Genomic DNA, 20,368 nt, shown 5'->3' with positions numbered 1-20,368 from the left:
GTCGCACGTCGCCGCCACGGTGAGTATTCGTCGTGACCCTTGACACCGAGCATCCTACTTGGTGACTATGCGCTTATTCACTGTATCGGCGACCCCGATGAGCGTTCAGGAGACCCCCAGGAGCAGCGCGAGACCCGGCGACTTCGAGACCGATTCTCAAGGGAGGACGACAATGACGGAGATCACCACCGTTGCCGAGGGGTTCCGGTTCCTGGAGTCGCCGCGCTGGCGCGACGGGCGGCTCTGGTTCTCCGACTTCTACACCCACGAGGTCACGTCCATGCGCGAGGACGGATCCGACCCGCGCGTGGAGGCCCGCGTCCCTGAGCAGCCCTCCGGGCTCGGCTGGCTCCCCGACGGGCGGCTGCTGATCGTCTCCATGCGCGACCGCAAGGTCCTGCGCAGGGAGCCCGACGGGACGCTCGCCGTCCACGCCGACCTCGCCGAGCACGCGACCGGGCACGTCAACGACATGGTCGTGGACGCCCGGGGCCGCGCCTACGTGGGCAACTTCGGCTTCGACCTGATGGGCGGCGATCCGCTGGAGACGGCCGCCCTGCACCGGGTCGACCCCGACGGCGGCGTCACGCAGGTGGCCGACGACCTCTGGTTCCCCAACGGCGCCGTCATCACCCCGGACAACGTGCTGGTGGTGGCGGAGACCTTCGGCAACCGCATCACCGCGTTCGACGTCACCGGCGACGGCGAGCTCGCCAACCGGCGGACGTGGGCGGAGTTCGGGCCGCTCCCGTCCGACCGGGGGGTCGCCGAGATGCTCGCCCGGTTGCAGGCCGCGGGCGACGGCGTCTGCCTCGACGCCGAAGGCGGGCTCTGGGTGGCCGACGCCATCGGCGACCGGCTCGTGCGGGTGCTCGACGGCGGGGAGATCACCGACGAGATCAAGCCGGGTACCCCGGTCTACGCGTGCGGCCTCGGCGGCGCCGACGGCAGGACCCTGTACGCCTGCGCCGCGCCCGACTTCCACGAGCACGCCCGCATGGCGGCGACCGAGGCCCGCATGCTCGCCATCCGCGTAGCGGTCCCCGCCGCGTCCTAGCCGTCGACCTGCGGCGTGTTTCGGCGACCGGCGTGTTTCGGCGACCCCGCCCGGGTGTTCCGCCGGCTGTGCCGCGGTGCTCGTCCAGCCGGAAGGCGGGGGCGGCCGGAACCGCCCCCGCCTCTCGTGCCGCGGCTACCGGGCGAACGCCTGGAGCTCGGCGGCGCGGACGAGACCGGCCCACCGGGCGGCGGCGCCGCAGTCGGTGTCGGAACGCGGGTCGTTGTCCTGCTCACCCGCGTACGCCGGGGCGCCGGTGCACTGGCTGGAGACCACCTGCAGCCGCAGGTGCGTCGCCTTGACGTCCCTCAGGTCGAACGACCGGAGGTTGATGTCGGGTGCCGTCGGCCGCGGCCGGTCGGCGGGGAACGCGTCGGACGGGCTCGTGTAGACGGTGCGGTACGCCCCGTCCTCCGCGCAGTCGGCCCGGGTGGAGTCGCAGGCCAGCAGCCGGAACGCGCGCAGCGCCGTGAACCGGTTCTGGGCGGTGTTCGCGCCCTCCGGGTCATCGGCCACCGTCGGCCGCAGCATCGCGCTGACCTGGACCCGGCCGACCTTCACCGGGCGGTCGCCCGCCAGGTCGACGGTCACCTGGCGGTCGGCGACCGGGGCCTCGACCGACTGCCAGTTGGTCGCCTCGGTCTCGTCCAGCAGGGCCCCGTGGGACTGGCCGTCGCCGGCGGCGGTCGCGCCGTTGGCGCTCGCGGCGAGGTTGCGGTCCATCGTCACCGGCAGGGACTTCCGCCCCGTGCCGATCGTCGCGGTGAACTTCCGGTGCCCGAAGCCGGCGCCCACCGCGACGAAGGAGTAGCGGCCGGGCGCGATGGCGAACGTGGCTCCGAGCGGCGTCGCCGGGTCGGTGTCGGCCACCGGGACGGCGCGGGCCTCGTAGTCGCCCACGTAGAGCCGGACCGCCCCGTCCTTGGCGGCACCGCGCGGCTTGAGGGTGACGTCGGCGTTGCGCGACATCGGGGACGCGAAGCTCGGCACCGGGTCGGCGTCGGCCGGTCCCGCGCTGGACGCCGCCGCCCCCAGGCCGTGCCGGGCGAAGACCTTCCACATCAGCTCGTGGTTCTTCCCGCCGAAGCGGATGGTGTCCGCGGCGAGCAGGGCGTCGCGGTGGTCGACGAAGCTGACCGCCCCGCCGGCCATCAGCAGCAGCGCGTCGAACGACAGCTGCGCCCACCGCCGGTTGCCCGGGCACTTGGCGACCGCGACCTCGCCGTCGGCGCACTTGCGCTGCAGCGCGGGGCTGCCGTCGCCGTACCGCCGGACGAACGCCTCGCGCAGGTCGAACTGGGTGGCGCTCCAGATCTCGCCGTCCGCGTGGACCTGCGTCCCGACGAGGTCGTAGCCGATGTCGCCGTAGTTGAGCGGGCTGCGGCTCATGTCGTAGTTGCGGATCCCGGCGCGCGGCTCACCGGTGACGTAGGCGCCGATGACGTTCGGGGTCCGGCCGGGCGGGCGGAACCCGTACTCGCTGAGGTACTCCATGGCGAGCAGGTCGGAGGTGCTCTCGTTCATCGCCCCGGCCTGCGGGCCGCTCCACCCGGCGTCCGGGCCGGCGACCATGCGGCCGGAGATGGCGTGGGAGTACTCGTGCCCGATGACGGTCATGTCGAAGTCGCCGTCCACGCACGGCGGGTAGAACGCGCCCGCGATCGGCTGCCACAGGTACATGTTGGTGATCGGGGCGATGCCGTCGGGGAACGTGATCTGGTTCGCGTTGTCCCGGATGCTGGGGAACCTCGCCCCGGCCTGCGCGTTGCCCTGCTCGGGGTCGCCGCCGAGGCCGCCGCGGTCGCCGTTGTCGGCCTGCATGTTCCACGCCGACTCGGTGAAGCCGAGGCGGTAGGACCAGTCGTGCATGCGGTTGTGCTGGCCGAAGAGGTTGGAGATCGCCGCTTCGAGGTCGGCCTCCTGCGGGCTGTCCAGCGTCGCCGGGTCGCACTTGCTCCGGTACCACTGGTTGCCCCAGCGGTAGGTGTACGCGCGGTCCGGGCGGGGGGCGTTGGTGCGGGTCCCGACGGTGAAGGGGTCGTCGCTCGCGCGGTTGTCGTACGTGCGGGCCGCGTTCCCCAGGCTGGTGTGGGTCGGCTCCCCGGTCGCCGGGTCGACGTCCCAGGCGTTCCCGTTCGACGGGTCGCCGCCGACGACGAAGGCGCATCCGGGTGCGGGCTTGTAGCACCACGTCCGCCGGGTGTCGCGGGACGAGTAGTCGCCGGGCGGCGTGGCCGGGAACACCGACCAGCGCGGGTCGTCGCTGTCGTGGTCGACGAGGTTCTCCCGGACCAGCACCGCACCGGACCGGGCGTCGACGTGGGACGTGACGGCCTTCGGCTCCGCGTCCGCGTCCGAGGTGTCCATGAGCGTGACCTGGTAGGCGCTGCGGACGCCGTCGGCGGTGGGCACCGCGACGAGCCGGACCCGGCGGGTGGCGTCCGCGGAGACCGTGATGCCCGCGTCCCGGCCCGCCGCGGCGACCGCGTCGGCCTCGGTGAGCGTGGCGGGCGGCGGGGCGCCGCCGTCCCGGGACAGCGTCGACGTGACCGAGACGACCTCGTCGCCGCGCACGCCGACGGCCACCAGCCCGTCGTGGCCGGCGGGCAGGTCGCCGAAGCGCTGGCGCAGCAGCACGGCGGCGCCGTCGCCGATCGGGTTGACCGCGACCTTCTCCAGCGCGGTGACGGCGGCCGTGTCCAGGCCGAACAGGTCCCGGTTGCCGGCCAGGTAGGCGCGTGCCACCTTCTCCGGCCCGCCGGACAGGCCGCCGGCCAGGGCGCCCGTGCCGGTCACCGAGGCGGGGGTGCCGAGCCTGTTCCACCGGACGGTCACGTCGCGGGCTGCGCTCTTCTGCCGGGTGGTGGGGGCGAGGGCGCCGCCGCGCGCGTCCTTGTCGGGCAGCTCCGTGTGCTCGCCCGGCGGCTCCGGCCGGGGGGACGATCGTTCGGCCTGGGCGGGGGTCGCGAGCCCGATGGTCAGGAGAGTTCCAGTGACCGCCACGGCTGTCGCGGCGGTCCAGCGGGTCCTGGGCACCATTGCCTCCTGGGGGACGGGCGGATGGCCCGTGGAGGGGCGGCCGGTCGATCGCCCGGCCGCTCAAGAGACAAGCAGCGCCCCGGAAACGCAACTATGGCGAATCAGCACATTAACCCCTGGTAACCGGAAGTCGGTGTTCGCCCTTGACAGCGGCCATTTCCCGTGGTTGCCGAGCGCAGGGGACCGGGAACACGTGATCGGCGCACCGGCGCTGGAGATTCGGTGGAAGGAACCGGCCAGGCCCTCGGTGCGGAGCGTGCGGCCGGCCTGCCCACGGGAGGTCAATGGCGACCGGAGTGTGATCACATGGCTACGCCGCGCACGTAACCCTTACGGTTCGGTTAGGGCGTGCAGGTCACCAGACATAGAACGTGTTCTTGTGCCCGTCGCGGTAAGCAAGTTGTTCCTTGCACGGGGTGATCATCGGAATAACCATGGCGCTGGGTGCTGAGAATCTCATGATTCGGAAGGTGGTGAACGGGCCGCTGTTGCGGAGTGACTCGGACCTCGGAATGCTCGTGATCCACCGCACTTGATCGACTTCCCCCTGCACTGCACGGCCGACCCGTGAAAGCGGACACCATGACGGATGATTTGCTGTCCCTGTCGACGGACGAGTTCATCGCCGGCATCGACGCGGTCGCGTCAAAATTCGATTCGGCGGCCTATCCGCAGCAGTACCTTCCCGCCGAGGACTGGGCGCTCCTGGTCAGGGCGGGAATACTGCTGCCGACCCTGCCCGCGCGGTACGGAGGCCGCGACAGCCACGTCGAGATGTGCCGCGCCGTCGAGACCGCGGCCGAGTGGAACCTGGCGCTCGGCGTGTACGTGATAGTCAACACCGCGCTCGCGCTCCTGCCGGTCGTGAAATGGGCCGGCGAAGAGGCCAAGGCGGAGATGCTGCCGCCGTTCACCAGCGGCGATCCGCTGATGGCGGGGCTCGCCGCCACCGAACCGGGGGCCGGGTCGGCGCTGTCCGCCATGACGACCGTCTTCGAGGAGGTCGACGGAGGCTACCGGATCCGCGGCCGCAAGCACTGGCAGGCGCTCAGCTCCTCCGCGCACTGGTGGCTGGTCGTCGCGAAGCACGCGCACCGCCGCGAGTACGGCTACTTCATCGTCAGGCGCGACGAAGGATTCCGCACCGTCCAGCTCTACGAGGCACTCGGCCTGAAACTGCTCGACTACGGGGTCAACGACATCGACGTGACCGTTCCGCGGCACCGGCGGATCGACGCCGAGGAGATGGGCGTGACCTCGGTCGACCTGTTCCTGGCCTCGCGGTCGCTGCTGGCGGCGGCGGGAGCCGGATTCCTGCGGCGCATCAGCCGCGAGGCGCACGCCTACGCGGACGGCCGCCGGATCGGGCGGAAACAGCAGTCCAGGATCGGCTTCGTCCGCTACCGGCTCGCCGCCATCGACGCCTCCGCCACCATCTGCGAGGCGTTGAGCCATTACCTGCGGACGGAGCTGGACATCAAGGGCGACATGGCGCCCGCGTTCCCGGCCGTCCAGGCCCTCAAGACCGTGGCCACCGAGCGGATCGTCCGGGCGGCACAGAACTACCAGCAGCTGAGCGGCGGCGAAGGGTACCGCTGCGGGTCGCCCACCAACATCGCCGGCCAGGCGTTCCTGGATTCGCGGGTCTTCACCGTTTTCGACGGCAACAACGACATGCTCAGCCAGCAGCTCGCCGCACACTGCCTGACCCGGCGGGGCGGCCGGCCCCTCAGCGAGTTCCTGGCCGGCTGGCCGCTCACGGCGCCCGCCGTCGACACGCTCAAGACGGACCTGGGTTTCCTCGACGGGCCGCTGGACCAGTCGCACCAGGTCCTCGCGGGCCGCGCCATCGGCTACCTCTTCGCGGTGACGAGGGTCCTGAAGTGGGCCGAGGAGACCGGTGCCGCCCCCGGAAGGCTCTGGCCCGCCGTCGAGTTCCTCAGGCACGACATCGCCGGAGTCGCCGCGGAATTCCGGCTGATGGCCACCGGGATCATCGGAGACGAGGGCCTGGCGGAGCCGGTCGGCGCCGGGTCCGGCCGCCCGTCCCCGTTCCCCGGTCCGGCCTGACGGGGAACGGGGCGCGGTCCCGGCCGCCCGCCGGCCGCCCGCCCGGTCAGCCCGGCAGGCCCTCGCGGAGGTTGATCCGGGCGCCCAGTTCGGCCGCCCTCCGCTTCATGAGGTCCAGTCCGGCCTTGCCCCACGGGCGCGGTTCGCTGTCCACGACGCAGACCGTGCCGAGGACCGTGCCCGTGCGGTCCGTCAGCGGAGCGCCGGCGTAGCTGCGGACCATGAGCCTGTCGACGATGGGATTCCCGGCGAAACGCGGATAGTCGAGAACGTCGTCGAGGATCAGCGCCTTGCGCCGGACGACGACGTGCGGGCAGTAGCCGGCGTTGAGCGGGATTCTCGTATCCAGAATCCCCTCCACGAGGTCGGCGGCGGCCGGGGGCGTGAAGACGCCGGCCACGAACTGGTCCTCGCCGATGAGGTTCACGAAGGCCACCGGCGTGGCCGCGAGGCCGGTGAGCTGCTGCGCCTCCACCGCGAGCTCGTGGGCGAACCTGTCGAACTCGCTCTCCCGGGCCTGTCCCAGCCCGAGTTCGCGCAGCCGCGCCGCCCGCCTGGGCGCCTCATGGTCGGGCGGCAGCAGGGGCCGGTCGTAGATCTCGGGCGCCTGGTCACTGAACTGATGTGTCACGGGGGACCTCCGGGTGGGGGCGAGTGTGCGATGGCGGACGGATGAGGGTTGCCGGGTCCGGGCCCCGGCGTGCCCGCGTCAGACGGGCGCGGGCGGTGCGGTGGCGAGAAGGTGCAGGATCAAAGAGCGCAGCGCCGCGGTCGCCGAGGAGGGGTCGCGTGCGTCGCAGAGCACGATCGGCACGTGCGGGTGGAGTTCGAGGGCGGCGCGCACCTCGTCCGGGGCGTAGCGGAACGAGCCGTCGAACTCGTTCACGGCGACGAGGAACCGGACGCCCCGGTTCTCGAAGAAGTCGACGGCCTCGAAGCAGTCCTCCAGGCGGCGGGTGTCGGCGAGCACGACGGCGCCGAGGGCCCCGGCGGCGAGCTCGTCCCACAGGAACCAGAAGCGCCGCTGCCCGGGAGTGCCGAACAGGTAGAGCACGATCCCGTGCTGCTCGATCGTGATCCTGCCGAAGTCGAGCGCGACGGTGGTGGTGGTCTTCCCCTCCACCCCGCCGAGATCGTCGATGCCGACGCTCTCCGAGGTGATGAGCTCCTCGGTGCTCAGCGGCTCGATCTCGCTGGCCGCGCCGACGAACGTCGTCTTCCCGACGCCGAAACCGCCCGCCACCAGGATCTTCACCTGGGTCGGGAGCGGCTCAGACTCGTTGTAGGCCATCGAGCAGCGCCTCCAGTAGGGCTCGGTCGGTGGGGTCGGCCGCGATCCGCGCCTCCTGGACGGCCATCACGCCGCGTTCCACCAGATCGGAGAGAAGTACTTTGGTGACGACCGCGGGGAGCCGCAGGTGGGCCGCGACCTCGGCGACCGAGGTCGGCGTCCGGCACAGTTCGAGCGCCCTGGTGTACTCCACGTCCAGGGCGGGGGAGAGCCGGACGGACACCATCAGGGTCAGCAGGTCCAGGTCGACGGTCGGGCGGGTGCGCCCGGCGGTCACCGTGTAGGGGCGTACGAGCCGCCCGGCGTCGTCGTCGAGCCAGACCTCGTCGTCCTCGGGGCGGACCTCGTCTCCGGACGTCATATCGGCCGGTCTCGTTCGACCGTCGTGGCCGCCGGCCGGGCCGCGGTGTGCAGGAACGGCCGGACGGACCTGATGAGCCGGGCCATCTCGAAACCGACGACGGCGGGGTCGGCCTCCGCGCCCGCCAGCACCGCGAGCACCGAATTGTAGCCCGCCCAGGAGATGAACAGCTGGCTGGAATTGAGCTCCGCCACCACCTGCCGCACCTCGTTGCTGTTGTCGAATTTCGCTCCGGTGCTGCGCGCTATGGAGAACAGCCCGGAAGCGAGCGCGGAAAGCTGCTCCGCGCTCGTGCGGTCGAAACCGTGGGCGGCTTTCAGCATGCCGTCCGCGGAGAGCAGCACGCTGCCGCGGATGACCGGAACCTCTTCGCCCAGCCCCCGCAGCAGCCAAGCAAGATCTTGAGCCTGGTTCGGGGCGACGCCACTCAATGAACGCTCCTTATCATGAGTCCTGCCTCGCTAGTTGACGCTGTCCGGCTCCTCCGCGGAAATGCCCTCTTCCCGGGCGCTGCGCATTCCCCGCTGGAAAGCCGCCATCAGTCCGGAGTTGTGCACGACCTCGCGGTCCTCTTCTTCTTCCTCCAGCGCGGGTGCGGGCACATCGGCCAATTCGGGCGCGAGGTGCGTCTGCGCCTGGCGGCGCGGCAGCGGCGGCCGCTCCCCGGCCGGCAGGACCGGCGGTTCGGCCGGGCGCGGGAGTTGCTCGGCCTCCGGCCGGGCGGGCGGCGGCTCCTCGGGGGCGCCGCGCTCCTCCGGGGCGGGTTCCGGACGGGGGGCGGACGCCGGGGACGGCCGAGGCTGCTCCCCGGCGTCCTCCGGCTGCCCGCCGTCCAGTTCCGCCGGCACGACGACGATGGCCTGCGTGCCGCCGAAGACGTTGCCCTGCAGCTGGACGCGGATCTTGTGCCGCCGGGCGAGCGCGGAGACGACGAGAAGCCCGATCCGCCCGTCCTTCAGCAGATCATGGGTGTCGCCCCGGTCCTCGTCGGCGAGCAGGGCGTTCAGCCGGCGCTGCTCGCCCCGGGGGATGCCGAGGCCGCGGTCCTCGACCTCGATCGCCAGGCCCGCGCTGACCCGCTCGACGCGGATGAGGACCTGCGTCTGCGGCGGGGAGAACCTGGTCGCGTTCTCGATGAGCTCGGCCAGCAGGTGGACGACGTCCGCCACCGCGCCGCCGTGCAGGTGCCCGTCGGCCGGCGGCACCACCTTCACCCGGTTGTACTGCTCCACCTCGGCGATCGCCGAGCGCAGCACCTCGTAGACCGTCACCGGCCTGGTCCAGCGGCGGCGCGACGAGGCACCGCCGATGACGGCGAGGCTCTCGGCCTGGCGGCGGGTGCGGGTCGTGAGGTGGTCGACCTTGAACAGTCCCTTGAGCAGGTCCGGGTCCTCGACCTGGTTCTCCAGCTCGTCGAGGCCCTGGATGGCACGGTGGGACAGCGTCTGCATCCGCCGCGCGAGGTTGACGAAGACGTCCACCCGCCGGCCGGACTCGGCCGCGGGCTCGCGGCGCGCGGCGCTCACCACGGCGTTCCAGGCCGCGGCCTGCGCCCGCTGCAGCTCGTACGCGAGCTGCGCGACGGAGTCGTCGCCCTCCGGGGCCGGGAAGTCCTCGCGGCACGGCTTGGCCGTCTCGCCCGCGCGCAGCCCCGCGGTCAGCCGCCGCAGATCGCGCCTGCCGCGGGCGACCAAGAACCCGAGCTCGCCGAGCCGCCGCCGTAGCTGCTCGTGCTCGCGGGCGTGCCGCCGGGCCAGCCGCCGGGACGCCGACTCCGCCCCCGCCACCGCGGCCAGCAGCGTGACGGCGGCTCCGACGGCCACCATGGCGAGGATCAGCCGCGTCTCCCGGTCCACGGCGTCGTCGCTGTACAGCGTGGTCACGGCGACAAGCCCGAGAAGACCCATAATCGCCGCGGGGAGCACGGAAATGGTTCGGTGGCAGGCGCGCATTCCGTCCCGTCCGCGCCGCCCGCGGGCGGGCGCTCCGCCGGTTTGCCGGACGTCCGGGGGTGCGGCTGCTGCGGCGGGTTCGAAATAGTCAGGCATCGGGGTCCTCGGCGTCGACAGCGAGATCACGATACTGGGTGATACATGCTCCTATGAGCACAGCTCGTGTCCAGGCTGTCACAACGTCTTATCGGGGTAACCAGGATTGCCGAGATTCGTCGCCCCGGGACCGGCAACGCGACTATCGGCCCGAAATGTCCATTTCCCCCGATTTTGGCATCGACCTCCGTTGGCGGAGGTGCACGTTAGACCGTGCCATTCGCTAACGAGGACGACCAGAAATGCCCTCAACGGACATCTGCTAATACCGGAAGGCCCGGTGGCCACGACCACGGGCCGACCAGCACCCGTCCATCGGCGGCCCCGCCCGGAACCCCCGGACCCGGCCTGGCGGTCGAACTCGCGGCCGGCCCCGTGCTGTGCGCGCGCGAGCCACCTGACCTGTATCGATATAACTCTGATATTGATTCTCAATCAGTATCAATATTGGACAGAGTGCGCCCGGGTGTGGTCACTTGGGGCGCGTGATCAAACTCTCTTCCCGAGTTCTCCGTGCACGGCTGGGTGCGGCGGCGCTCGCCGCGGCCACCCTCTTCGGCGCCGCCGCCTGCGGTGCGTCCGGCCATGACGCCGCCCCGCGCGGGGCCACCGCGGTCGCGGCGGACGAGCGGCTCCGGCCCGGCACGATCGTGCGCGACGACCTGCGCGCGGTGTTCGACGCGGCGGGCGTGCGCGGCACGTTCGCGCTGCTGGACGTGCGGACCCGGAGCACGACCGTCGTGGACCGGCGCCGCGCCGAGACCCGGCTGGTGCCCGCCTCGACCTTCAAGGTCCCGCATGCCCTGGTCGCCCTGGAAACCGGGGCGGTCAAGAGCCCCGACGAGGTGATCCCGTGGGACGGGACGCCTCAGCCGTTCCCCGACTGGGAGCGGGACATGACCATGCGGGAGGCCGTCCGGGTCTCCAACGCCGCCGCCTTCCAGGTGATCGCCCGCCGCATCGGTCCCAGGTCCGAACGGCAGTGGCTGCACCGGTTCCGCTACGGCAACCGCCGGATCGGCACCGCGGCCGACCGCTTCTGGCTGGACGGCCCGCTGCGGATCTCCGCGGTGGAGCAGACCCGGTTCCTGGAGCGGCTCGCGGCCCGGCGGCTGCCCGCCTCGCGCGAGCACCAGCGCACGGTCCGCGAACTGATCAAGCAGGAGGAGGGGGACGGGTACGCGCTGTTCGCCAAGTCCGGCTGGGAGAACGCCCCCGGGCCCGGCACCGGCTGGTGGGTCGGGTGGGTCGAGCGCGGCGGACACGTCCACACCTTCGCGCTCAACATCGACGTCACCCAGGCGAACGACGCCGGAGAACGCGCCACCGTGGCGCGTGAGCTGCTGCGACGCCTGCACGTGCTGCCCGCGTGACCGTTCCCGCATCCGACCACGGCGACCGCCGCACGGTCGCCGTGGTCGTCGCCGTCCAGGCGGCCATCTCCCTCGGCTACTTCTCCGCGATGGCGCACCTCGTCGTCCACCTCAGGGACGACCTGGGGCTGGCGGCCGGGCTGATCGGCCTCGTCCTGGCGCTGCGCAACCTGGTCCAGCACACGCTCTCCCTGCCGGTCGGGGCGCTGGTGGACGTGCTCGACCCCGTCCGGGCGGGCATGCTCGCCTGCGTCCTGCGCGCGACCGGGTTCGTCCTCCTGGGCACCGTGTCCGCCACCCCGGGGCTGGTCGTCGCGGCGCTGCTGCTGGGCATGGGCGGCGCCCTCTTCCACCCGGCGGCGCAGTCGCTGCTGGCGGGCCTCGCCGACCGGCGCCGCGCCCGCGGCTACGCGGCGTACACGATGACGCTGCAGGCGGCGGCGGTCCTGGGCCCGGCGCTGGGCCTGGCCCTGCTGAACGTCGGCTACTGGCTGGTGGCCCTGGTGTCGGGAGGGCTCTGGCTGCTGGCGGCGTTCCTGTTCTCGCTGCTGAAGCAGGCCCCGCGCCTCCCGCCCGGAAGCGGGGCCGTCGCCGGGGTGCGGACGGCGCTGCGGGACCGGATCTTCATGTGGTTCGTCGTGGTGTCGATGCCCGCGATGCTGCTGGCGAACCAGGCGGCGGTGGTGGTCCCGCTCGGCGGCGCGTCCGCCGGCGCGGTGACCGTGTTCTCCTGCGTCCTGGCGATGGTGTCGGCGGCGGTCCAGCCGTGGTGCGCGCCGCGCGCCGAACGTCCCGGCGTCCTGCGCGCCGGCCTCCTGTGCGCCGGCGCCGGCTACCTGCTGCTGGCGACCGGCGCGGGGGGCGGGGGACCGGGCCTGATCGCGGTGGCCGTCCTCCACGGCCTCGCGGGCGGCCTGCTGCAACCGGCGGTGTTCCAGACCGTCGCCAGGCTCGCGCGGCCGTCGCGCTACGGGACGTACCTCGGGGTACGCGCGTTCTTCGCGGGCCTGCTCGCGTTCGCCGGCGGCATCGCCGTGAGCCGCGCATTCGAAAGCGGCCCCCGCGGAGCGACGACCGCCCTGGCCGCCCTGGCCGCCCTGGCGCTGCTCGCCTGCGCCGCGGCGGCCGCCACGACGAGGCGCCCGTCAGCGACGGCGATGATCCGGCGCCGCCGGGCCCGGCCCGCCGGGGACCCGCTCGGCGCCGACCGCCGGGAGCGTGAGCTCGAATCGGCACCCCACGCCGGTGTTGCGGACTGAGACCCGGCCGGCGTGGGCTTCCACGATGCCGCGGACGATCGCCAGTCCCAGTCCCGCGCCGGTGTCGCCGAGGCGCCGCTGCCGCGCGCCGAGGTCGCCTTCCGCGGCCGGGCCGGACGCCGGGGTGCGGGCCTGGCCGTCGCGCCAGCCGGTGTCGAACAGCCGGGGCAGGTCCTGTTCGGGGATGCCGCCGCACGTGTCGTCGACCGCGAGGACGACCCGGTCGCCGTCCCGGTGCGCGCTCACCGCGACGGTGCCGTCGGCCGGTGTCGCGCGGATGGCGTTGACCAGCAGATTCCCCAGCACCCGCGTGATGCCCTGGCCGTCGACCCGCACGGGGAGGCGCGCGATGCCGCCGTCGCGCAGCCGCACCCCGCGCTGTTCCGCCAGTGGCCGGGCGGTGGCGATGGCGTCGTCCACCAGGTCGTAGACCGAGATCCGGGCCAGGGTCAGCTCCAGGGAGCCGGCCTGGATGCGGGACAGCTCGAACAGGTCGTCGACCATGTCGGACAGCCGCTCGACCTCGGCCCGGATGCGGGTGTGGTACCGGCCGGGCTCGGTGACGACGCCGTCCTCCAGCGCCTCGGCCATGGCGCGGAGCCCCGCCAGCGGGGTGCGCAGATCGTGGGAGATCCACGCGACCAGGTCCCGCCGGGAGGCGTCCAGCGCCCGTTCCCGCTCCTGCGCCGCCCGGAGCCGGGCGCCGGTCTCCTCCAGCGCGGTGGCGAGCGCGGCGAGTTCGGCGATCGGCGGGTCCGCGGGGGCGACGAACCCCGCCTCGCTGCCGACGGCCCGTGCCGCCACCGCCAGTTCCCGGCTGCCCGCGGCGATCCGGCGTCCGAACAGCAGCGCGGCGCCGAGCGAGGCCCCGCCCGACACGGCGACCACGATCAGCACCACCTGGAAGTCGTGCGGGGACAGGAACATCTCCACCGCCACCGCGATCGTGCCCGCGGCCATCGCGGCCACGGCGAGCGCGGCGACCGCGAACATCGACAGCACCACCGGGCGGCGGCGCAGCAGGGTGACGGCGGGGGCGGCGAGCAGCCCGGCGAACAGGGCGCCCAGCGCCGCCAGCCCCACGATGACCAGTATCTCGTTCATGCGGGCGGCACCTCCCCGGGCGGGTCGAACCGGTAGCCCGCACTCCACACGGTGCTGATGAGCCTGGGGGCGGCCGGGTCGTCCTCGATCTTCTCCCGCAGGCGCCGCACATGGACGGTGACCGTCGAGGTGTCGCCGAAGTCCCATCCCCAGACGTGCCGCAGCAGTTCCTCGCGTGCGAACACCCGGCCGGGATGGCGCAGCAGGAAGACCAGCAGGTCGAACTCGCGGGCCGTGAGGGCCAGCGGCCGGTCGCCGCGCTCGGCGCGCCGGGCCGCCGGATCGACGACCAGGTCACCGGCCCGCAGCGTCGCCGAGGCCGGCGCGGGCGGTGGCGCTTCGGCGCGGCGCAGCACGGAGGCCACCCGCAGCACCAGTTCGCGGGGGCTGAACGGCTTGGTGATGTAGTCGTCCGCGCCCAGTTCCAGGCCCAGGATCCGATCGGCCTCGTCGTTGCGTGCGGTGAGCATCACCAGCGGCACGGGCGGCCCGTCCCCCGTCCGCAGCCGGCGGCACACCTGCAGGCCGTCCAGGCCGGGCAGCATCAGGTCCAGCACGATCAGCCTGGGCCGCAGCGCCGCGGCCAGCTCCAGGGCGGCCAGGCCGTCGGCGGCGTGCGCGACCCGGTGTCCGGCGCGGGTGAGGTAGCCGGTGACGACCTCGGCGACGGTCGGATCGTCCTCCACGACCAGTATGTGGCCGCCGGCGGCAGCGGGACTCAACGATCAACCCTTCCCTGGGGTGAGGTCGGCGGCTCCGAAGGAGACGGAGAACCGCTTGCACCAGATCACGGCGCTGCGGAACCCGGACACATCGGTATCGGCGGGGACGGTGTAGTTCTGGTCGCCGAGGTTGCCCTTGAGCTTGCCCAGGTCGACCGCGCCCTTCCCCAGTCCCTCCCGCACCGCGTCGGCGGACCGGCGGGACAGGTAGACCCGCAGGTCCGGCCCATCGGAGGTGCTGAGGTCCTCAAGGCGCAGGAGCCGGTCACCGTTCGCGAGCCGTACCGCGAGGGCCATGCCGCTGGTGCCGTGCTCGTGGGTGACGAACTTCCCTTCCGCGAGCCGCCGGGGCCCCGTGTCCTGCCCCGGCGCGGCCGCGGGCGCGCTCGGCAGCGCCTCGGTCACCGTGGTGTCGGTGAACGCCTTCCACGGCTGGAAGAGGTAGAGCCCGGCACCGGCGGCGACCACCAGGACCGCCAGGACGGCAACGACTGGACGACGGGACATCAGATCTCCAGGCGAGGATGAACGGACGACCGCGACCGGCCGCCCCGGACATCCCCACCCAACACCCGCTCCCCACTCCTGGCCAGCACGAACAGCGTCCCGTAAGACACCGGTAAGGCACCTCCGGCCGGCGCCCCACGACATGAGATCCTCGGCCACGGCCCCAAAACGAACAAGGCGCACGCCGACGACCGGCATACGCCTTGATGATTGCGGGTGCGCCGTCAGGGACTTGAACCCCGAACCCGCGGATTAAGAGTCCGCTGCTCTGCCAATTGAGCTAACGGCGCCTGTCGATGGGGGGACCGGCCCTCGGCCGGGGCCCTTGCGACAGGAAGAACAGTATCAGGAGCGATGGACCTGTGCGAATCGGTTTAGTCGCGGGCGGGAAGGACGCTCACCATGCCGCGCCAGAGGGCGATGGCGGTGGCGCGGGAGCTGACGCCGAGCTTGGCGTAGATGCGGTTGACGTGGTTCTTGACCGTCTTCTCGCTGAGGAAGAGCTGGCGGGCGATCTCGCCGTTGGAGCGGCCGGTGGCGATGAGGTCCATGACCTCGGATTCGCGGGCGGACAGGCCGAGGGTGGTGCGGGATGCCTGGCGGACGCCGCGGATGAGGTCGGGGGCGGTGAAGGAGCCGGGGACGAGGTGGCCGCAGGCGCCGGCGTGGAGGGCGTCCTGGACGGCGGGGTCTCCGGGTTCGGCGAGGACGAAGACGCGGGAGGTGCGGCTGAGGGGCTTGGTGTGCTCGGCCGAGGCGGCGTCGAGGAGGACGATGTCGGGGCGCAGGCGTTCGGCGAGGGGAAGGGCCGCCGCGGAGTCGGGGGCGTCGGCGACGACGCGGAGTTCGTCGCTGGCGTCGAGGAGGGTGATCGTGTCCGCTCGGATCCGGGGGTCGCCGTCCACCACGAGGACGCGCAGGGGGGCCGTCTCGTCGACGCTCATCCGTTGCCCTTGACCTGTCGTTGACATTTATAGGGTCGGAGCATAACGGGCCGATCTTCCAGAGTCGATGGAGACGGCGAAAGGCCCCGGCCGCCGGGCCGGGGCCCTGCTCAGCGGGTGAGCGAGGGGACTTGAACCCCGGCATCTTGCACCACGACAGGACTGACACCTATACGGGCGCTATGGCGTGGGTCGACCACAACGGATTCTCCTGAGGACTGCGGTCGCCGACGGGCAGCGTGAGATGCCCGTCACGTGAAGCGCCAGCGGGTGGGCATGAATTCCGCCGCCGACGGCAGGGCGAACACCTTGCTCGGCCTGATCTGGTAGACGCGGTATGGGGGGCCGCCAGAGGTCGGCGCGCCGTAGTCGGCGTCGAGTTCGGCGTCGGCGATCGTGGTCGGCCACCCGTAGACCCGCTCGAACGCGGCGGAGGCGCGCGTGAGCGTCTCCTCATCCAGGACCTGGCTCGCCTCGCCCTCGACGATCAGATGCGCGCCTTCGACGTCGGTGGACAGGACGCAGCGCCCGTCCGCGTCGAGGTTGCGGCTCTTGCGCGCGGTGGCCTTGGACGCGATGAACAAGACCGACTCCGACCACACACCGAAAACCGGCATGACGTGCGGTGCCCCGTCTGGGCGCACCGTCGCCAGCCAGCGCCAGCCGTCCCGGGTGAAGCGGCGCTCCACCTCGGACCAGTCCAGGACATCGGCCCCCGGAGTCACGCCGGTGCCCTTGCCGGTAGGTGTGAGCGCCTCTGCCACCGGTGCTCGCCGTGCCATGCTGCCTCCCCCGTCCAGTGACTGCTTACCTTTCAACAGCAGTCGAGCCTACGGTAGAGTGCTTTATAAAAGCAACCAGTGTGATAAAGGAAGCATAGATGGCAGCCACCAACCGCTCCGAGTGTCCGGTCAACCTGGCGGTCGAGGTGCTCGGGGACCGCTGGTCACTGCTGGTGCTCCGCGACATCATGTTCGCCGGCAAGCGGCACTACCGAGAGCTGCTCGCCTCGGACGAGGGCATCTCGACGAAGGTCCTCGCCGAACGCCTTCGCAGCCTCACCGACACCGGGTTGCTCACCAGAAGCGAGGACCCCACCCACAAGCAGAAGGCGATCTACAGCCTCACCGAGCGCTCCATCGCCCTGGTTCCCGTGCTCGTCCAGCTCGGCGTCTGGGGGCATCGCGAACTGGGTGCCGACGATCGGCTCAGTCGCTACGCCGAGACGCTTGACCAGGGCGGGCGGCCGCTACGGGAGGCTTTCATGGACGACCTCAGGGAGGCCCACCTGGGTCCGCGGGCGCGCCACCGCCCTCGCGGCGAGCGGCCGACACTCCAACTCACCGACTGAAGGCACCGCGCGTGGGACGCCCCTCTCCGAGGCGTGTGAGGCAGAGAGCGCGCCGGCGGATGGCTGCGAACGTCGGCCAGCAGGTCGCACATCGATGCCGGCGGGACGGGCGCGTAGGGAGCTACGTCGTACCTGGGGAACGTGTTGCTCCCAGAATCGGACGTCTGAGAGTGGGAGCCTGGGGCAGGATGCGGAGAAGCCCCGGTCATCCTTGCGGTGACCAGGGCTTCTGCTGTTTCTAGCCTGGGGTGAGTGAGGGGACTTGAACCCCCGACATCTTGGACCACAACCAAGTGCTCTGCCAACTGAGCTACACCCACCGTGGCCGGGGTCGCGGCCCCGGCTCCCAGTAGTGTAGCGGCTCCGGAGGCGTGGGTCAGCCTGAGGCGACCTTGGCGGCGACGGCGCGGGCCGTCTCGGAGTCCGGGCCGGGCTGGGGGACGAAGACCGCGGCGCGGTAGTAGCGCAGTTCCTGGATGCTCTCGGTGATGTCGGCGAGGGCCCGGTGCCCGCCCTTTTTCTCGGGGCTGGCGAAGTAGACGCGCGGGTACCAGCGGCGGGCCAGTTCCTTGATGGACGAGACGTCCACCATGCGGTAGTGGAGGTGGCCGTCGAGGGCGGGCATGTCGCGGGCGAGGAACGAGCGGTCCGTGGCGATGGAGTTGCCGCAGAGGGGGGCCTTCTTGGTTTCCTTGACGTGGCCCTTGATGTACTTGAGGACGATGTCCTCGGCCTCGGCGAGGGTGACGCCGCCGGGGAGCGCTTCGAGGAGGCCCGACGCCGTGTGCATGTCGCGGACGACCTGCGACATCTGCGTGATGGACTCCTGCGGGGGCTTGATGACGACGTCGACGCCCTCGTCGAGGATGTTGAGTTCGCTGTCGGTGACCAGTGCGGCTATCTCGATGAGCGCGTCGTTGCGCAGGTCGAGTCCAGTCATCTCGCAGTCAATCCAGACCAGCCGCTCGTTCATGTGCTTCACCCTACGGCCACGGACGACTGCGCGGGGCCCCGAGTCATATCGGATCAGGAGGTCACACGGCGGGCGATGTGGCCGGGAACGGCGACGCCGGGGCGCAGGACGGGGTCGGGGGACGGTGCGCCGAAAGCCTGGTGGACGGGGATGACGCCCGCCCAGATGTCGAGCGCGTAGTCCTCGTCGTCGTCGCTCGGGGGACCCTGGCGGATCTTGACGGACGCCTCCGCCAGCGGAATCGCCAGGACGGAGGTGGCGGCGAGTTCCTTGCGGGTGGGCTGGCGGGCCACGTCCCACTGGCCCGGGGCCAGATGCTCGGTGATGGTGCGGATGCCCGTCAGCTTCTCGTCAGGGTCGGTGAGGGGACGGGGCCTCCCGAAGACGACGGCGCTGCGGTAGTTGACGGAGTGGTGGAACAGGGACCGGGCGATGACGATCCCGTCGAGGTGGGTGACGGTCACGCAGACGTCCTGGGACGGCCCGGCCATGAGGCTGCTCGCGCCCGTGGAGCCGTGGACGTAGAGGGTGTCGTCCAGGCGTCCGTAGCCGGTGGGGAGGACGCGGGGCGAGCCGTCGACGATCAGGCCGAGGTGGCAGATCAGGCCGGCGTCGAGGATCTCGTAGAGGACGGCGCGGTCACCGCGGGCGCGGTCCGGGTTTCTGCCGAGCCGGGTCCGGCCGGTCGAGGAGAGTGCGGTCATGGACGTTTACGCTAGAAAGAGAGTGGCCTGGCCGGTAGGGCCACTTGATGCGGATATCGGGAGACCACTTTGTCGGTAGACCTGCCCCTCACCGTCGACCGGGACACCGGTCGGCCGCTGAGCGCCCAGCTCGTCGCCCAGTTGCGCGCCGCGATGGGGGAGGGGCGGCTGGCGGCCGGTGAGCGGCTTCCCGCGAGCCGGGCGCTGGCGGGGCTCCTCGGGGTGAGCCGCACCGTGGTGACCGAGGCGTACGAGCAGCTGTACGCGGAGGGCTGGCTGGAAGGCCGACATGGGTCGGGGACGTACGTGACCGAAGGCGTCGCCGCTCCGCCTGCGCCCGAATCACGCCCGGTCACGGTCGAGACGGCGTTCCGGACGGCGGGCCAAGGCGAGATCGACCTGACGCCGGGCGCCCCCTGGGTCGGGGCACTGGACACTCCGGCGTGGCGGCGCGCGTGGCGGATCGCGGCCGGGATGCCGCCCCAGCAGCGCCAGGACCCGCACGGTCTGCCCGGGCTCCGTGTCGCGCTGGCCGACTACGTCAGGCGCAGCCGCGGGGTGACGTGCCACGCGGACGGGCTTCTCGTCACGCGGGGGGCGACGAACGGGCTCGACCTGCTGGCGGCGACGGTGCTGCGTCCGGGCGACCGGGTCGGGGTGGAGGAGCCCGGGTACCGGCGGGCGCGGGCGGTGCTGGCCGGGCGCGGCGCCGAGCTGGTGCCGTGCCCGGTCGACGAGCACGGCCTCGTCGTCGACGGCCTGCCCGACGGGCTGCGCCTCATCTGCACCACGCCCTCGCACCAGTTCCCGATGGGCGGCGTCCTGCCGGTTCCGCGCCGCCAGGCCCTGCTGGCGTGGGCGCGGCGCAACGGGGCGCTCGTCGCCGAGGACGACTACGACGGCGAGTTCCGCTACGACGTCGCGCCCCTGCCCGCCCTCTACGGCCTGGACCCGGACGTCGTGGTCTACCTCGGCACGACCGCCAAGATCCTCACCGCGGATCTGGCGGTCGGCTGGCTCGTGGCCCGTCCCGACCTGGTGGGGCGGATCGCGCGGTGCCGCAGGGAGCTGAACGACCGGACGGCGGTCGTGCCGCAGGACGCGCTGCGGCTCCTGCTGGAACGCGGTGATCTGGAGCGTCATGTCCGCCGGATGCGCGGGGAGTACGCGCGGCGGCGCGACGTGGCCGTCCGGGCGCTGGAGGGGCTGCCGCTGCGCGGCGACACGGCCGGCCTGCACCTGGTGGTGGACGTCCCGGCGGAGGTGGCGGGCCGCGTCGTCCGCGGGGCGCGGCGGCGGGGCGTGCTCGTGGAGACGCTCGACCGCCATCACGCGGGTGCACCGCGGGCGTCCGGCCTGGTGATCGGGTACGGCTCGGCCGCGAGCCGCGAGGAGCTCCGGAAGGGGTGCGAGATCGTCCGGCGGCTCGCGCGGACGGGCTGAGCCGGCCTGCCGGACCGGGGGAGGAGGCGGTCAGTTGGACATCGCGGACGGCCCGACCGGTACGGGTGCCGGGGCGGAGGGCAGGGGAGCGGGCAGCCCCGGCACCCGTACCGGTCGGGCCG

The 20,368-nt window shown here is 72.3% G+C and carries 19 protein-coding genes and 2 tRNA genes; 6 read left to right on the top strand and 15 right to left on the bottom strand.

The window, feature by feature from the left end:
• Positions 1-172: 172 nt before the first annotated feature.
• The gene (locus tag E1289_RS04535; RefSeq protein ID WP_131975562.1) at positions 173-1,057 is read left to right on the top strand and encodes an SMP-30/gluconolactonase/LRE family protein; all 885 of its coding nucleotides are present in this window, start codon (positions 173-175) and stop codon (positions 1,055-1,057) included.
• A gap of 135 nt (positions 1,058-1,192) precedes the next feature.
• On the opposite strand, the gene E1289_RS04530 is transcribed toward E1289_RS04535, so the two are convergent.
• Positions 1,193-4,096: a M36 family metallopeptidase gene (locus tag E1289_RS04530; protein WP_131975560.1), complete on the bottom strand. Its 2,904-nt coding sequence runs from the start codon at positions 4,094-4,096 to the stop codon at positions 1,193-1,195.
• Between the two features lie 582 nt (positions 4,097-4,678).
• Between E1289_RS04530 and E1289_RS04525 the strand changes: the two genes are divergently transcribed.
• Positions 4,679-6,166: an acyl-CoA dehydrogenase family protein gene (locus E1289_RS04525; protein WP_131975558.1), complete on the top strand. Its 1,488-nt coding sequence runs from the start codon at positions 4,679-4,681 to the stop codon at positions 6,164-6,166.
• Between the two features lie 46 nt (positions 6,167-6,212).
• Here the strand turns inward: E1289_RS04525 and E1289_RS04520 are convergent, their stop codons facing one another.
• The 5 genes from E1289_RS04520 to E1289_RS04500 form a co-directional block, all read right to left on the bottom strand.
• The gene (locus E1289_RS04520) at positions 6,213-6,797 is read right to left on the bottom strand and encodes a GAF domain-containing protein (protein WP_243712604.1); all 585 of its coding nucleotides are present in this window, start codon (positions 6,795-6,797) and stop codon (positions 6,213-6,215) included.
• 78 nt (positions 6,798-6,875) lie between these two features.
• Complete coding sequence (locus E1289_RS04515) at positions 6,876-7,457, bottom strand: ATP/GTP-binding protein (RefSeq protein ID WP_131975556.1); 582 nt, start codon at positions 7,455-7,457, stop codon at positions 6,876-6,878.
• Positions 7,438-7,818 (bottom strand): DUF742 domain-containing protein, encoded by a 381-nt coding sequence (locus E1289_RS04510; protein WP_131975554.1) that lies wholly within the window; start codon positions 7,816-7,818, stop codon positions 7,438-7,440. Before E1289_RS04510 ends, E1289_RS04515 begins: the two co-directional genes overlap by 20 nt.
• Positions 7,815-8,249 (bottom strand): roadblock/LC7 domain-containing protein, encoded by a 435-nt coding sequence (locus E1289_RS04505; protein WP_131975552.1) that lies wholly within the window; start codon positions 8,247-8,249, stop codon positions 7,815-7,817. The genes E1289_RS04510 and E1289_RS04505 overlap by 4 nt, the downstream gene beginning before the upstream one ends.
• Before the next feature lie 30 nt (positions 8,250-8,279).
• Positions 8,280-9,701: an ATP-binding protein gene (locus E1289_RS04500; protein WP_243712603.1), complete on the bottom strand. Its 1,422-nt coding sequence runs from the start codon at positions 9,699-9,701 to the stop codon at positions 8,280-8,282.
• 650 nt (positions 9,702-10,351) lie between these two features.
• Between E1289_RS04500 and blaOXA the strand changes: the two genes are divergently transcribed.
• Both blaOXA and E1289_RS04490 read left to right on the top strand, forming a co-directional pair.
• A complete protein-coding gene (gene blaOXA / locus E1289_RS04495) occupies positions 10,352-11,239 on the top strand; it encodes a class D beta-lactamase (RefSeq protein WP_243712602.1) in 888 nt (295 codons plus the stop codon).
• Positions 11,236-12,498, top strand: coding sequence for an MFS transporter (locus E1289_RS04490; protein WP_131975548.1), 1,263 nt, complete (start codon positions 11,236-11,238; stop codon positions 12,496-12,498). Before blaOXA ends, E1289_RS04490 begins: the two co-directional genes overlap by 4 nt.
• On the opposite strand, the gene E1289_RS04485 is transcribed toward E1289_RS04490, so the two are convergent.
• From E1289_RS04485 to E1289_RS04460, 6 genes are all read right to left on the bottom strand, one after another.
• Positions 12,385-13,602 (bottom strand): HAMP domain-containing sensor histidine kinase, encoded by a 1,218-nt coding sequence (locus E1289_RS04485; RefSeq protein WP_131975546.1) that lies wholly within the window; start codon positions 13,600-13,602, stop codon positions 12,385-12,387. The two genes, E1289_RS04490 and E1289_RS04485, sit on opposite strands and share 114 nt — an antisense overlap.
• Complete coding sequence (locus E1289_RS04480) at positions 13,599-14,324, bottom strand: response regulator transcription factor (protein ID WP_131975544.1); 726 nt, start codon at positions 14,322-14,324, stop codon at positions 13,599-13,601. The genes E1289_RS04485 and E1289_RS04480 overlap by 4 nt, the downstream gene beginning before the upstream one ends.
• A gap of 3 nt (positions 14,325-14,327) precedes the next feature.
• Positions 14,328-14,831: a DM13 domain-containing protein gene (locus E1289_RS04475; protein WP_131975542.1), complete on the bottom strand. Its 504-nt coding sequence runs from the start codon at positions 14,829-14,831 to the stop codon at positions 14,328-14,330.
• 217 nt (positions 14,832-15,048) lie between these two features.
• A tRNA-Lys gene (locus tag E1289_RS04470) sits at positions 15,049-15,121 on the bottom strand.
• 84 nt (positions 15,122-15,205) lie between these two features.
• A complete protein-coding gene (locus E1289_RS04465) occupies positions 15,206-15,775 on the bottom strand; it encodes a response regulator transcription factor (protein WP_131975540.1) in 570 nt (189 codons plus the stop codon).
• Positions 15,776-16,026: 251 nt separating this feature from the next.
• On the bottom strand, positions 16,027-16,557 hold the full coding sequence (locus tag E1289_RS04460) for a pyridoxamine 5'-phosphate oxidase family protein (RefSeq protein ID WP_131975538.1): 531 nt from the start codon (positions 16,555-16,557) through the stop codon (positions 16,027-16,029).
• A 98-nt stretch (positions 16,558-16,655) separates the two neighbouring features.
• Here E1289_RS04460 and E1289_RS04455 point away from each other — a divergent pair, with 98 nt between their 5' ends.
• Positions 16,656-17,126 (top strand): helix-turn-helix domain-containing protein, encoded by a 471-nt coding sequence (locus tag E1289_RS04455; RefSeq protein WP_131975536.1) that lies wholly within the window; start codon positions 16,656-16,658, stop codon positions 17,124-17,126.
• Between the two features lie 244 nt (positions 17,127-17,370).
• On the opposite strand, the gene E1289_RS04450 is transcribed toward E1289_RS04455, so the two are convergent.
• The 3 genes from E1289_RS04450 to E1289_RS04440 form a co-directional block, all read right to left on the bottom strand.
• A tRNA-His gene (locus tag E1289_RS04450) sits at positions 17,371-17,446 on the bottom strand.
• A 56-nt stretch (positions 17,447-17,502) separates the two neighbouring features.
• Complete coding sequence (gene orn / locus E1289_RS04445; protein ID WP_131975534.1) at positions 17,503-18,099, bottom strand: oligoribonuclease; 597 nt, start codon at positions 18,097-18,099, stop codon at positions 17,503-17,505.
• Positions 18,100-18,152: 53 nt separating this feature from the next.
• Positions 18,153-18,803 carry a pyridoxamine 5'-phosphate oxidase family protein gene (locus tag E1289_RS04440; protein WP_131975532.1) on the bottom strand — a complete coding sequence of 217 codons (651 nt, stop codon included), beginning with the start codon at positions 18,801-18,803 and terminating at the stop codon, positions 18,153-18,155.
• Positions 18,804-18,872: 69 nt separating this feature from the next.
• On the opposite strand from E1289_RS04440, the gene E1289_RS04435 reads away from it, so the two are divergent.
• Positions 18,873-20,246, top strand: a complete 1,374-nt coding sequence (locus tag E1289_RS04435) for a PLP-dependent aminotransferase family protein (RefSeq protein ID WP_243712601.1) — start codon at positions 18,873-18,875, stop codon at positions 20,244-20,246.
• Positions 20,247-20,368 lie beyond the last annotated feature (122 nt).

Origin of the sequence: Actinomadura sp. 6K520 (assembly GCF_004349245.1) — a bacterium.
GTDB lineage: Bacteria > Actinomycetota > Actinomycetes > Streptosporangiales > Streptosporangiaceae > Spirillospora.
Note: the sequence above shows the minus strand (reverse complement) of the source record. Positions and strands in the feature narration are given on the sequence as shown.